Consider the following 13,228-nt stretch of genomic DNA (forward strand, 5'->3'; position numbering starts at 1 on the left):
TGCACTCGGGAGGGTGTGGGAGAGTAGGTCACCGCCGGACAATCTTTGTGGAGGGCCTCGACGTTTAGCGTCGGGGCCCTTCTGCATTTCCGGGCATGAAAGAGGGCTGCTCCGGATCCGGAGCAGCCCTCTTCACGTTCCGGGGACCATGAGGTCGCCGTCGTCAGACGCGCTGCCACAGAGCAGGGACGTTGGGTGGCTCCCAGCCTGCTCGTGCCTGATGCCCCTGCAGGCACCGGTACGTCACGCCGTCATACGTGACCTGGTCACCCGCCTGGTAGGTCACCCCAGCCTTCCAGGTCGTGCCGCCCGGGGGCGGGCTTGTCGGGGGGTTCGTGGGCGGGGCGCCCGGGACGTTGAGGACGAAGTCGAAGGTCGCCTCCTTGCCGGTGCCCACCGTCCGTACGGTCATGAGCAGAGCGGGGTCGAAGATGGTGTCGGTGTTGTTGCGCGGCTCGCCGGGGAAGTAGAGCTGCGTCGTCAGGACGGGCCGGCCGGGGGCCTGGGCCTTGACGTGGATGTGGCGGGTGCGGCCGGGGTACAGGCCCGGGACGATGGTGGTGAGCTTGAAGGCGCCCTGGGCGTCGGTGTACTGGTGGCCGCGGAAGTTGTAGGTGACGTTGTCGTAGGCGCCGTTGTTGTCGGCCTGCCAGAAGTCGAGCAGGACGTTGGCCAGGGGCTGGCAGGCCAAGCCGAACACATAACCGCTCACGACCAGCTTTGTGCCCGCGCCGGGCAGGACCGTGCGTTGCGGTGAGTTGGGCTTGAAGTACGGGCCCTCGGTCTGCGGCGGGGTGGGGTCGTCGCCGTCGTCGCAGTAGGGAGTGGGGGTGAGCGGCCCGCCGCTCGCGGCGCTGTCACGGGCCAGGGCCGGCACCTGCCCGGCCAGTAAGGGGACCGGAGCCGCTATGAGAGCCGCTTTGAAGAGCGTCTTCCTGCTGATGCCGTCGCGCCCGGTCTGTTCGCCGGTACGGATGTTCTCGCCTTCCACGATTGCCTCCCGAGAAACGGCCTGCCGAGGGTGCGGCAGGCTGATCCCCAAGGTCGCAGCCACAGGGGCGGGCGGGTACCCTCCAATTTTCCATCCATCTGACGACATGGATCTGGATGGCGATCGGCCCCCGGCTGAAGCGCTACCGGCAGTCAGTAGGGTTGAGGGGTGGATTACCGTGCGGTTGAACGTGCGATCATGGAGCGCGGCGTCGAGTGGGACTTCGAGCCGACGCTCGACAGGATCGCGGCCCTGCTGGATGTGCTCGGCTCCCCGCAGCGGGCGTACCCGGTCATACACATCGCCGGCACCAACGGCAAGACGAGTACGGCGCGGCTGACCGAGGCGCTGCTCAAGGAGCGCAACCTGCGGGTGGGGCGGTTCACCAGCCCCCACCTCGTGTCCATGCGCGAGCGCATCACGGTGGACGGCGAGCCGCTGAGCGAGGAGCGGTTCGCCCAGGTCTACGAGGAGATCATCCCGTACGTCGAGCTGACCGACGCCCAGGGGCGGCGCATCCAGTTCTTCGAGCTGCTGACCGCGATGGCGTTCGCGGCGTTCGCCGACACGCCCGTGGACGTCGCGGTCATCGAGACCGGGATGGGCGGGTCGTGGGACGCCACCAACGTCGCCGACGGCACGGTGTGCGTGATCACGCCGATCTCCCTCGACCACACCGACCGGCTCGGTCCCGACATCCCCAGCATCGCCGGGGAGAAGGCGGGCATCATCAAGCCCGGCGCCACCGCGATCCTGGCCCAGCAGGAGCTGGCCGCGGCCGAGGTGCTGATGCGGCGCTCGGCCGAGGTGGGTGCGGTCGTGGCGCGCGAGGGGCTGGAGTTCGGGGTGATGAGCCGCGAGGTGGCCATCGGCGGGCAGCTGCTCACCCTGCGGGGGCTCAAGGGCGTGTACGACGAGGTCTACCTGCCGCTGTACGGCGCGCACCAGGCGAGCAACGCGGTGTGCGCGCTGGCCGCGGTCGAGGCGCTGACGGGCGGCGACGATCCACTCGACGCCGATCTGGTGCGCCAGGCGTTCGCGCAGGCGTCCTCGCCGGGCCGCATGGAGGTCGTGCGCCGCACGCCGACGGTCGTCATCGACGCCGCGCACAACCCCGGCGGCATGCAGGCGACGCTGGAGGGGCTGCACGAGGCGTTCGACTTCGCCAAGGTCGTCGGCGTGGTCGCGGTCATGCGGGACAAGGACGTCGAGGCCCTGCTGGAGCTGCTGGAGCCGATCCTGGACGAGATCGTCGTCACCCGCAACTCCTCGCCCCGGTCGTTGTCGCCCGACGAGCTGGCGGCGCTGGCCGAGCCGATCTTCGGCGAGGAGCGGGTGCACGTGGAGGACCGGCTCGACGACGCCATCGACCGGGGGATCGGGATCGCCGACGCCGCAGGGGAGTTCAGCGGCACCGGCGTGCTGATCACGGGGTCGGTCGTCACGGCGGGTGACGCGCGGCAGATGCTCAAGGCGGACGGCACGTGACGGGCAGCGACGTCCGGCCGATGCGGATGGCGGACGGGGACGGCGGGTGGTTCGGGTGAGCTTTGAGGTCACGCCGGGGATGCGCAGGCTGGGCGCCTCCGTGCTCGGCATGGAGGCGATCGTGGCCGGCCTGGTCACGCCGGTGGCGATCACCATCGGCGGGGTCGCGCCCGCGCTGGCGGTGACCGTCGGGATCGGGCTGGCCGTGTTGTGCGTCGTCGCCGCCGGCCTGCTGAAGAAGCCGTTCGGCTACGTGCTGGGCAGCGTGGCGCAGGTGCTGGCGATCGCCACCGGGTTCCTCGTGACGGCCATGTTCTTCCTCGGGGCGATCTTCGCGGCACTGTGGATCACGGCGATTATCGTCGCTCGTCGTGTCGAGGGCGCTACTTCCCGCTAAAGTCGGCCTACATGGCCGTCCCCCCGAACCAGCGGTCGCCTCGTCCGGCTGCGTCCCGACATCCCTGGCTGCTCGACACTCTGCTCGGGCTGCTGGTGGTGTGCGCGCTGCCGCTGGCGATCACCTCGATCCCCAACACGCTCTCCGTCGTCGCCAAGCTGCTGCCCGGCGGCTTCGACCAGGTCGCGCTGATGCGCACGCACGGGCTCGCCCTGCCCGCGCTCATGCTGACCGTGCCGTTCGCGGGGGTGGCGCTGCGGCGGGTGCCGGCCGCCCATCTCGTGCTCGCCGGGCTGGCGCTGGTGGCGGTGTCCGAGGCGGCGGGCGGGTACGCGGCCTCCGAGCTGCTCGTCGGTGTCGTGCGCGTGCTGCGCGGCGTCGGGGCCGGGCTGCTCGTGCCCGCCACGCTCGCCGCCGTCTGGGAGCGTGCGCCGGCGTTGCGGGCGCTGTGGGCCGGGACGTTCAGCCTGAGCCTGCTCGCGGCGCAGGCGCTGGCGCTGTGGCCGCTCGACGAGGCCGGCAGCTGGAAGGTGACGTTGCAGCCGTACCCGCTGGTGACGGGGGTGGCGCTGGGGCTCGCGGCGTTCTTCCTGCTCGCCTGGACGCTGCTCGGCCGGCCCGCGACCCCCGTTCCCCAGCCGCGGGAGCGCGGCCGGCTGCTACTGGTCGCCGGGCTCGCGGCGGGGATCGCGGTGGTGGCGATCAGCACCGCGAGCGCGGGGTGGCGGGCGCTGCCGGTGATGATGCTGGCGGTCACGGCCGTCGCCGGGCTGCTGGCGCTGGCGTCGGTCGGCGCGCCGGAGAGCCGCAGGGCCGCGTACACCCTGGTCGCGGTCGGGGTGGTGCTGCTGCCCAGCGCGGCGCAGGTGACGCTGGTGGAGATGGGCGGGCTCGGCGGGCCGGGGTTGCGCGGGTTGTGGGTGCCGTACGGGGCCGCGGGGCTGCTCGCGATCGCCGCGGCGGTGGTGGTGCGGCTGTCCGCGGTCGCCGCCGGGCGGTGGCTGGCGCCGCTGGGGTTGCTGGCGATGGTGGTGGGGTTGTGCTCGGTGCGGCTGGTCGTGCCGTCGGCCGACGGGCTGGTGCTCGCGGTGCCGTTCACGCTGCTCACGGTGGGGGCGGCGGTGGCGGTGACGGCGACGTTGCAGGAGGTCGGGATCGGGACGGCGGCGTTCGGGCTGTCGTTGTGCGCGGCCGGGACGCTGGCCGGGTTCCTGCTCGGCACCGGGGTGCAGATGTCCATGCTGGACGGGGTCCGGTCGGCGCAGGAACTGGTCGACAAGTTCGTGGGGGCGTTGCACTGGTGGGCGCTCATCGGGGGGTTCCTGATGGTGACGGTCATCGTGCTGGCCGCGGTGCTGGCCCGGCGGTCCGAGGGCGGGGCGCCGGCCTCCGGTGACGTGCCGCTCGCGGCGGCGCCGCCGGACGGCGCGGATGCCGTCAGGGGTAGCGAGGTGAGGGACTGCAGCGGCCGGCCGATCGGCGCGGACGGGCGGAAGTGGGGCGACGGGCCCGGGGCCGGCCTGCCCGTGCCGGCCGGGCGCGCCTCCGGCGAGCCGGGCGCCGGGGAGGAAGGGGAGGCGCCGGCGGTTCCGCCGCAGGCGCAGTCGCCCGAGGACGGCGGCACCCCGTAAGGCCGCCGGACGGCCGGTGGCGCGGGCGGCGTCTCGCGATGGCGTCTCGCGGTGGCGTCTCGCGGTGGCATCTCGGGAGCGGCGCTCCGTGGGCGGGCCGCTGGGGATCGCCGCCGGAAGCGAGGGTGCGGCCCTCGGGACGGTAAGCTGAGGGCCCGGCTACGGCGACGCGCGGGCCCATGCCCGGTGCGCGGCGTCCTCGCGGTGAGGCCGGGCGCCGGTAGCCGCGACCCCATTCTGTTCGAAGGAGAACTCCAAGTGTCCGAGCGCACTCTTGTCCTGATCAAGCCCGACGGGGTGAAGCGTGGCCTCATCGGTGACGTGATCTCCCGTGTGGAGCGCAAGGGCCTCAAGGTCGTGGCGATGGACCTGCGCACCCTCGACGCCGACACCGCCAAGGCGCACTACGCCGAGCACTCCGAGCGGCCGTTCTTCGGCGAGCTCGTCGAGTTCATCACGTCGGGGCCGCTCGTCGCCATGGTGCTCGAGGGCCCGCGCGCCGTCGAGGCGTTCCGCGCGCTGGCCGGCGCCACCGACCCGGTCAAGTCCGCCCCCGGCACGATCCGCGGCGACCACGCGCTGGAGATCGGCGAGAACGTCGTCCACGGCTCCGACTCGCCCGAGTCCGCCGCCCGGGAGATCAAGATCTTCTTCCCTGACCGGTTCTGACCGCCACTTCCAGGTGACGCGCTCCGCGCCGCTTTCCGGCCTCCCCCGGGAGGTCTGAGGGCGGAGCCGAGGAGCCTTCCGCGCCCGTACGGCCTCGTGCCGTGCGGGCGCTTTCCGTTTTTGTCGGCGCGGTCGCGTAGCGTGTGTGTCACGTGATCGGGAGTAGTTGCATCGAGGCTTTTACCGCATTCCAGTAGGCGTTCGGGTGTTGTAGCCCAATCTGGGCAAAATCGCGGTCGGGCTTGGGGCTGGAGATTTTTGAGAGGCGCGATGGCTCATTGCGTTCATCGGTGGGTACGTCACGTTACGATTCGAATTCATTCCGTAGTCATTCGTGAACGACGTTACGGAGGGCTCCGTTCCCCATGAGCAGCAAGCTCGCGTTCCTCGGCCGTGACATGGCGGTCGACCTGGGCACCGCCAACACGTTGGTCTACGTGCGCGGCCGGGGCATCGTGCTCAACGAGCCGTCAGTCGTGGCGATCAACACCACTACGGGAAAGATCGTGGCGGTCGGCATCGAGGCCAAGCGCATGATCGGCCGCACGCCCGGCAACATCGTCGCCGTCCGGCCGTTGAAGGACGGCGTGATCGCCGACTTCGACGTGACCGAACGCATGCTGCGATATTTCATCCAGAGGGTTCACCGGCGCCGCCACTTCGCCAAGCCGCGCATCATCATCGCCGTGCCGAGCGGCATCACCAGCGTCGAGCAGCGGGCGGTCAAGGAGGCCGGCTACCAGGCCGGCGCGCGCAAGGTCTACATCGTCGAGGAGCCGATGGCCGCGGCGATCGGCGCCGGGCTGCCGGTGCACGAGCCCACGGGCAACATGGTCGTCGACATCGGCGGCGGCACCACCGAGGTGGCGATCATCTCGATGGGCGGCATGGTCACCAGCCAGTCCATCAGGATCGGCGGCGACGAGCTCGACCAGGCGGTCATGACGTTCGCGAAGAAGGAGTTCTCGCTGATGCTCGGCGAGCGCACCGCCGAGGAGATCAAGATGGCGATCGGCTCGGCCTGCCCCGACGGGGAGGAGACGCACGCGGAGATCCGCGGGCGCGACCTCGTCAGCGGGCTGCCGAAGACGATCATCGTCTCCGGCGAGGAGATCAGGAAGGCGATCGAGGAGCCGGTCAACGCGATCGTCGACGCGGTCAAGACCACGCTCGACAAGTGCCCGCCCGAGCTGTCCGGCGACATCATGGACCGCGGCATCGCGCTCACCGGCGGCGGCGCCCTGCTCAAGGGGCTCGACGAGCGGGTCAAGGCGGAGACGGGCATGCCGGTGCACCTCGTCGAGAACGCCCTCGACTCGGTCGCGATCGGCTCCGGCAAGTGCGCCGAGGACTTCGAGGCGCTGCAGGGGGTTCTGGTTCCGGAGTCCCGGCACTGATGAGAGACTCGCGCCGGGCCCGGCTGATCCTCGGAGTGCTGCTGACGGCGGCCCTGCTCACCCTGACCGTCGACCACCGCACCGGTGGCGCCTCACCGCTGCGCCCGCTCCGCGCCGCGGGGGCCTGGATCTTCGGCTCGGCCGAGCAGTTCGGCGGCGGGGTGGCGCGGCCGGTGACGGCGTTCGTGCAGGCGGTGATCGCGGCGCCGGCCGCGCAGAAGCGCATCCAGGCGCTGATGGAGGAGAACGCGAAGCTGCGGGCCGGGCTGGTGACGGGCAGGCTCGACGCCGGCCGGGCGGGCGAGCTGAAGGAGCTGCTGGGGCTGGCCGGCGCCGGCGGATACAAGATCGTTCCGGCCAACGTCGTCGCGCGGCGGGGGCAGCCGGGGTTCGAGGACACCGTGCAGATCGACGCCGGCACGATGGACGGGGTTCGCCCGGAGATGACCGTGCTCAACGGCGACGGGCTGGTGGGGCGGGTCATCCAGGCCTCCACCGGCACCTCGACCGTGCTGCTGATCAGCGATCCGGCCTCGGCGGCCGGCGCGCGGCTGGAGGGCGGCAAGGAGATCGGGGTCGTGCACGGGGTGGGCGAGCACGGACGGCTCGTGCAGTTCCGGCTGCTCGACTCGACCGCTCCGCTCAACCGGGGCGGGCGCATCGTCAGCTTCGGGTCGCAGAACGGGCGGCCGTACGTGCCGGGGGTGCCGATCGGGGTGATCGAGCGGGTGGAGTCGACGCCCGGCGAGCTGACGCGCATCGCCTACGCCCGGCCGTACTCCGACCTGACCACGCTGGACGTGGTGGGCGTCGTGATCGAGCCGCCCAAGCGGGACCCGCGCGACGCGGTGCTGCCCGCGAAGGAGAGGGCGCGGTGATCAGAGGGGTCGCCTGTCGTGGGCGCGTGGTGATCAGAAGGGCTGTCCGTCGGGAGGAGGCGCGGTGATCGGGGGGTTGTGCGTCCTGCTGGCGCTGCTGGTGCAGGTCATGCTGGTCAACCGGATGTCGTTGCCGGCCGGGGGTGTGCCCGACCTGGTGCTGCTGGCGGTGGCCGGAGCGGCGCTGGGGCGCGGGGAGGTGCCGGGGGCGGTGCTCGGCTTCTTCGCCGGGCTGCTGGTGGACATCGCGCCGCCGGGCGCGCACCTGATAGGCCAGTACGCGTTCGTGCTGGCGCTCGTCGGCTACGTGGCCGGGCGGGGCGCGGGCGGGCCGGCGACCACCGTCGTGCTGTGCGTGCTGGTGGCGCCGCTGCTGGCGGCGGGCGTGAGCCTGCTGGTCGGCGACTCCCGGGTGACGTGGTCCACGCTGACGGAGGAGGTGCCCGTCACCGTCGTCTACACGCTGCTGATGTCCCCGGTCGTCATCTGGCTGACCACCCGCGGCACCCAGCCGAGGTACTCGACATGATCAGGATGCGGACCCGGCTGCTGGTGCTGCACGTCCTGGTGCTGGCGCTGCTCGTGGTGCTGGTCGGGCGGCTTTACCAGGTGCAGGTGGTGCACGGGCAGGAGTTCGTGACACGGGCGACGGAGACCCGCACGCGGACGGTGATCGTGCCGGCGGTGCGCGGGCAGATCCTCGACTCCTCCGGCCGGCCGCTGGTGCGTAACCGGACCGCGCTGGTGGTGTCCGTGGACCGGGCCCGGCTGTCCCGGACGCCCGACGGCGGGGCGATGGTGCTGACGAAGCTGTCGCAGGTGCTCGGCAGGCCGACGCAGGAGCTGCAGCGGAAGATCACGCCGTGCGGGCCGCGGGTCCCGAAGCCGTGCTGGACGGGGTCGCCCTACCAGCCCGTCCCGCTGGACGAGAAGGTCGACACCCGGGAGGCGCTGCAGATCCTGGAGCGGCAGGAGGAGTTCCCCGGCGTGACGGCGGAGATCCACTCGGTGCGGCAGTACCCTGGCGGCCGGGCGGGGGCGCAGATGCTCGGCTACCTGCAGCCGGTCACCGAGGAGGAGCTGGAGAAGCGCGAAGGGCTCAAGGCCGCCTTCTCGGGCGTCGACCTGGCCGGGCGCGACGGGCTGGAGTACGTCTACGACGACGCGCTGCGCGGCAAGGCGGGGCTGCGCCGGGTGCAGGTCGACCGGATGGGCAAGGCGCTCGGCGTGGAGGAGCAGGTGACGCCCGTACCCGGCGATCACCTGGTGACGAGCATCGACTCGCGCATCCAGGCGGTCACCGAGAAGGCGCTGGACAAGGCCATGAAGTCGGCGCCGAGCGCGGACGGCGGGGCCGCGGTGGTGCTCGACGCGCGGTCGGGCCGGGTGGCGGCGCTGGCCAGCCAGCCCAACTACGACCCGGAGATCTGGGGCGGCGGCATCTCGGCGCGCGGCTACCAGTGGCTGATGTCGGAGAAGTCGGGCAAGCCGCTGGTGTCGCGGGCGATCAACGGGCAGTTCGCGCCAGGCTCGACGTTCAAGGTCTCGTCGGTGACGGCGATGTTGCGGGCCGGCTATCCCCTGAGCGGCAGCTACAACTGCTCGGGATCGGTCAACGTGGGCGGACGGGCCTTCAACAACTTCCGCGGCCAGTCGCTGGGGATGATGAACCTGCACACGGCGCTGGTGAAGTCGTGCGACTCCATCTTCTACCGGGCGGCGTACGAGCAGTACCTCAAGGACGGCGGGCGCTACCCCAAGAAGAACCCGAAGGAGGTCTTCGCCAACACCGCCAGGGCCTTCGGATTCGGCCGGCCGACCGGCGTCGACCTGCCCGGCGAGTCCGCCGGCCGCATCCCCGACCGGGCGTGGAAGAAGAGCCTGTGGAACCAGACCAGCGCGGTCAACTGCGAGCGGTCGCGCAAGGGGTACCCGGAGGTGAAGGACCGGGCGCGGGCGGAGTTCCTCAAGCGGCTGGCGCTGGAGAACTGCACCGAGGGGTTCCTGCTGCGGCCCGGTGACTCGGCCAACTTCTCCATCGGCCAGGGTGACGTGCTGGTGACGCCGATGCAGCTCGCCCGGGCCTACATGGCGCTGGTGGGCGACGGCAAGCTGCGCAGCCCGCGCATCGGCTGGGCGCAGGTGCGGCCCGACGGCAAGGTGGTCAGGACGATCCCCGTGCCGGTGGTCGGCAAACTGCCGCTGAGCGAGAAGGAGCGGCTCTACATCAGGAGCGCCCTCAGCCAGGTCACCAAGGACGGCACCGCGGCCGGGGCCTTCGCCGGCTTCCCGATGGACAAGGTGCGCATCGGCGGCAAGACCGGCACCGCGGAGGTGTGGGGCAAGCAGGACACCTCGTGGTTCGCCTCGTTCGCGCCGGCCGGCAACCCGCAGTACGTGGTGGTCGTCATGGTCTCCCAGGGCGGCTTCGGCGCGCAGACCGCGGCGCCCGCCGCACGGGAGATCTACGAGGGCATCTACGGCATCAAACGACCGGAGGCGGTGCCCGGCGGGAGGATCACCACCAGGCTGCCGGCCTTCCGGCCCGACGGGACGGTGGTGCCCCGATGACCGCCCGCACCGTGGCCGTCCAGCGGCCCTCACTGCTGCGCCGGCTGGTGCAGGAGAACTCACCGATCCGCAGGCTCGACGGGCTCATGCTGGTGGCGGTGGCCGGGCTGTGCGTGATCGGCACCCTGCTGGTGTGGTCGTGCACCAGGACCTGGGCGCCGGGGTCCACGGGGCTGGTGAAGAAGCACCTGCTCAACGAGGCCATCGGGGTGGTGCTGTGCGCCATGGTGGCCACCGTGGACCACCGGGCGATGCGGGCGTACGCGCCGCTGGTGTTCGTGGTGTCGCTGGTCGGGCTGGCGCTGGTGATCACGCCGCTGGGCGCCACCATCAACGGGTCGCACTCGTGGATCCTGCTCGGCGGCGGCTTCGCGGTGCAGCCGTCGGAGTTCGCCAAGGTGGGGCTGCTGCTGGTCATCGCCATGTTGCTGGCGCAGCCGGCCGAGGGCGCCGACCGGCCGCGCGGGCTCGACGTGATCCTGGCGATCCTGGCGGCGGTGCTCACGATGGGGCTGGTGATGCTCCAGCCCGACCTCGGCACGGCCATGGTGCTGGCGGTGATCACCGCGGCCGGGCTGGTCCTCGGGGGCGTGCGCAAGCGGGTGATCGTGGGGCTGGTGGTCGCGGCGGCGCTCGGGATCTTCTCGGTGTTCTACTTCCAGCTGCTGGAGCCCTACCAGGTGGCGCGGTTCACGGCGTTCGTCGATCCGAGCGTCGATCCGCGCGGGGTGGGCTACAACGCCACGCAGTCGCTGATCGCCATCGGGTCCGGGCAACTGCTGGGCAAGGGGCTGCTCGGGGGAGGGCAGACGACCGGGAGGTTCGTGCCCGAGCAGCACACCGACTTCATCTTCACCGTGGCGGGGGAGGAGTTCGGCTTCCTCGGGTCGGCGGCGGTCGTGGTGCTGCTCGGGGTGGTGCTGGTACGCGGGCTGAGGATCGCCCGCAGGTGCGAGGACCGGTTCGGGACGCTGGTGGCCGGGACGATCGTGTGCTGGTTCGCGTTCCAGACGTTCGTCAACGTGGGCATGACGATCGGGATCATGCCGATCACGGGGTTGCCGTTGCCGTTCGTGTCCTATGGCGGCACGGCCACTTTCGCGAACCTCATGGCGGTGGGGCTGTTGCAGGCGATCAAGGTGCGCGGGCAGTCGTTCCTGTGACGGGGGTGGCGGGAGTGACGCTCGGCGGAGTCGGTACGGCGTTGCCGGATCTGGTCACGCCCGGACGCCGCTACCCTTGACGGTATGCCTGTCGAGTCGATTTTCCACCGCCTGGAAGCGCTGCTGCCCAAGGTGCAGAAGCCCATCCAGTACGTCGGGGGTGAGCTCAACTCGACCGTCAAGGACTGGGACTCCGCCGACGTGCGGTGGGCGCTGATGTACCCGGACGCCTACGAGGTCGGGCTGCCCAACCAGGGCGTGGCCATCCTCTACGAGATCCTCAACGAGCTGCCCGGCACGCTGGCCGAGCGCACCTACGCCGTCTGGCCCGACCTGGAGGCCCTCATGCGGGCCGAGGGCGTGCCGCAGTTCACCGTTGACGCGCACCGGCCGGTGCGCGCCTTCGACGTGCTCGGCGTGTCGTTCTCCACCGAGCTCGGCTACACCAACCTGCTGACCGCGCTCGACCTGGCCGGCATCCCGCTGGAGGCGGCCGACCGGGGCGAGGACGACCCGATCGTGATCGCGGGCGGCCACGCCGCCTTCAATCCCGAGCCGATCGCCGCCTTCATCGACGCGGCCGTGCTCGGCGACGGCGAGCAGATCTCCATCGCCATCAGCGAGGTCGTGCGCGAGTGGAAGGGCGAGGGCAAGCCGGGCGGCCGGGAGGAGCTGCTGCTGCGGCTGGCCGAGTCCGGCGGCGTCTACGTACCCAGGTTCTACGACGTCGACTACCACCCGGACGGGCGCATCAAGCGGGTCGCGCCCAACCGTCCCGACGTGCCCTGGCGCGTCCACAAGCACACCGTGATGGACCTCGACGAGTGGCCCTATCCGAAGAAACCGCTGGTGCCGCTGGCCGAGACCGTGCACGAGCGGTTCAGCGTGGAGATCTTCCGGGGCTGCACGCGCGGGTGCCGGTTCTGCCAGGCGGGCATGATCACCCGCCCGGTGCGCGAGCGCTCCATCACCACCATCGGCGCGATGGTCGACAACGGCATCAAGGAGTCCGGCTTCAACGAGGTCGGCCTGCTGTCGCTGTCGTCGGCCGACCACTCCGAGATCGGCGACATCGCCAAGGGCCTGGCCGACCGCTACGACGGCACCAACACCTCGCTGTCGCTGCCCTCGACCCGGGTCGACGCGTTCAACATCGACCTGGCCAACGAGTTCTCCAGGAACGGCCGGCGCTCGGGCCTGACGTTCGCCCCCGAGGGCGGCTCCGAGCGGATGCGCAAGGTGATCAACAAGATGGTCACCGAGGAAGACCTCATCCGCACCGTCACCACGGCCTACTCGCAGGGGTGGCGGCAGGTGAAGCTCTACTTCATGTGCGGCCTGCCCACCGAGCAGGACGAGGACGTCCTCGGCATCGCCGACCTGGCCAAGAAGGTCATCAAGGCCGGGCGCGAGGCCACCGGCAGCCGCGACATCCGCTGCACGGTCTCCATCGGCGGGTTCGTGCCCAAGCCGCACACGCCGTTCCAGTGGGCCGGGCAGGCCGACCACGAGACCGTGGACCGGCGGCTCAAGGCGCTGCGTGACGCGTTGCGCAGCGACAAGGAGTACGGCCGGGCCATCGGCTACCGCTACCACGACGGCAAGCCGTCGATCGTGGAGGGCCTGCTCTCGCGCGGCGACCGCCGGGTCGGAGCCGTCATCCGCGCCGTCTGGGAGGACGGCGGCAGGTTCGACGGCTGGAGCGAGCACTTCTCCTACGAGCGCTGGATGGCCGCGGCCGAGAGGGCCGGGGTCGACGTCGACTGGTACACCACCCGCGAGCGGGAGGAGAACGAGATCCTGCCATGGGACCACCTCGACGCCGGGCTCGACCGCGAATGGCTGTGGCAGGACTGGCAGGAGGCCGTCTCCGGCGGTGAGGTCGAGGACTGCCGCTGGACCCCGTGCTACGACTGCGGGGTCTGCCCGACCATGGGCACCGAGATCCAGATCGGCCCGACCGGACGGAAACTCCTTCCTCTTACGGTGGTCTAGCGCTCTCAGTGGGCGAGCCGTGCCTCGGCGTACACGTACATACGCCGG

The 13,228-nt window shown here is 71.2% G+C and carries 11 protein-coding genes; 10 read left to right on the plus strand and 1 reads right to left on the minus strand.

Annotated features, from left to right (window positions below; translation table 11 throughout):
* Positions 1–163: 163 nt before the first annotated feature.
* On the minus strand, positions 164–991 hold the full coding sequence (locus AB0H75_RS31690) for a carbohydrate-binding protein (RefSeq protein WP_367802710.1): 828 nt from the start codon (positions 989–991) through the stop codon (positions 164–166).
* Between the two features lie 198 nt (positions 992–1,189).
* On the opposite strand from AB0H75_RS31690, the gene AB0H75_RS31695 reads away from it, so the two are divergent.
* The 10 genes from AB0H75_RS31695 (at position 1,190) to AB0H75_RS31740 (ending at position 13,180) form a co-directional block, all read left to right on the plus strand.
* Positions 1,190–2,479, plus strand: coding sequence for a folylpolyglutamate synthase/dihydrofolate synthase family protein (locus tag AB0H75_RS31695; RefSeq protein WP_367802712.1), 1,290 nt, complete (start codon positions 1,190–1,192; stop codon positions 2,477–2,479).
* A gap of 55 nt (positions 2,480–2,534) precedes the next feature.
* On the plus strand, positions 2,535–2,876 hold the full coding sequence (locus AB0H75_RS31700) for a DUF4233 domain-containing protein (protein ID WP_367802714.1): 342 nt from the start codon (positions 2,535–2,537) through the stop codon (positions 2,874–2,876).
* Between the two features lie 11 nt (positions 2,877–2,887).
* Entirely contained in the window at positions 2,888–4,507 is a 1,620-nt protein-coding gene (locus tag AB0H75_RS31705; protein WP_367802716.1) for a hypothetical protein, read from the plus strand.
* A 258-nt stretch (positions 4,508–4,765) separates the two neighbouring features.
* Positions 4,766–5,176, plus strand: a complete 411-nt coding sequence (gene ndk / locus AB0H75_RS31710; protein ID WP_349451923.1) for a nucleoside-diphosphate kinase — start codon at positions 4,766–4,768, stop codon at positions 5,174–5,176.
* 365 nt (positions 5,177–5,541) lie between these two features.
* Positions 5,542–6,573, plus strand: a complete 1,032-nt coding sequence (locus AB0H75_RS31715; protein WP_367802718.1) for a rod shape-determining protein — start codon at positions 5,542–5,544, stop codon at positions 6,571–6,573.
* Positions 6,573–7,451, plus strand: a complete 879-nt coding sequence (gene mreC / locus AB0H75_RS31720; RefSeq protein ID WP_367802720.1) for a rod shape-determining protein MreC — start codon at positions 6,573–6,575, stop codon at positions 7,449–7,451. The genes AB0H75_RS31715 and mreC overlap by 1 nt, the downstream gene beginning before the upstream one ends.
* A 64-nt stretch (positions 7,452–7,515) precedes the next feature.
* Complete coding sequence (mreD, locus tag AB0H75_RS31725) at positions 7,516–7,980, plus strand: rod shape-determining protein MreD (protein WP_367802721.1); 465 nt, start codon at positions 7,516–7,518, stop codon at positions 7,978–7,980.
* Complete coding sequence (gene mrdA / locus AB0H75_RS31730; protein ID WP_367802722.1) at positions 7,977–10,022, plus strand: penicillin-binding protein 2; 2,046 nt, start codon at positions 7,977–7,979, stop codon at positions 10,020–10,022. The genes mreD and mrdA overlap by 4 nt, the downstream gene beginning before the upstream one ends.
* On the plus strand, positions 10,019–11,185 hold the full coding sequence (gene rodA / locus AB0H75_RS31735) for a rod shape-determining protein RodA (RefSeq protein WP_367802724.1): 1,167 nt from the start codon (positions 10,019–10,021) through the stop codon (positions 11,183–11,185). Before mrdA ends, rodA begins: the two co-directional genes overlap by 4 nt.
* Before the next feature lie 84 nt (positions 11,186–11,269).
* On the plus strand, positions 11,270–13,180 hold the full coding sequence (locus AB0H75_RS31740) for a TIGR03960 family B12-binding radical SAM protein (RefSeq protein WP_367802726.1): 1,911 nt from the start codon (positions 11,270–11,272) through the stop codon (positions 13,178–13,180).
* Positions 13,181–13,228 lie beyond the last annotated feature (48 nt).

It is taken from the genome of Nonomuraea sp. NPDC050783 (genome assembly GCF_040802095.1).
Lineage (GTDB): Bacteria > Actinomycetota > Actinomycetes > Streptosporangiales > Streptosporangiaceae > Nonomuraea.

What these genes read in the sequence shown, in the direction of transcription:
- AB0H75_RS31695 (WP_367802712.1), top strand. Translation starts at nt 1,190, where the DNA reads ATGGAGCGCGGCGTCGAGTGGGACTTCGAGCCGACGCTCGACAGGATC.
- AB0H75_RS31705 (WP_367802716.1), top strand. Translation starts at nt 2,888, where the DNA reads ATGGCCGTCCCCCCGAACCAGCGGTCGCCTCGTCCGGCTGCGTCCCGA.
- AB0H75_RS31715 (WP_367802718.1), top strand. Translation starts at nt 5,542, where the DNA reads ATGAGCAGCAAGCTCGCGTTCCTCGGCCGTGACATGGCGGTCGACCTG.
- mreC (WP_367802720.1), top strand. Translation starts at nt 6,573, where the DNA reads ATGAGAGACTCGCGCCGGGCCCGGCTGATCCTCGGAGTGCTGCTGACG.
- mrdA (WP_367802722.1), top strand. Translation starts at nt 7,977, where the DNA reads ATGATCAGGATGCGGACCCGGCTGCTGGTGCTGCACGTCCTGGTGCTG.
- rodA (WP_367802724.1), top strand. Translation starts at nt 10,019, where the DNA reads ATGACCGCCCGCACCGTGGCCGTCCAGCGGCCCTCACTGCTGCGCCGG.
- AB0H75_RS31740 (WP_367802726.1), top strand. Translation starts at nt 11,270, where the DNA reads ATGCCTGTCGAGTCGATTTTCCACCGCCTGGAAGCGCTGCTGCCCAAG.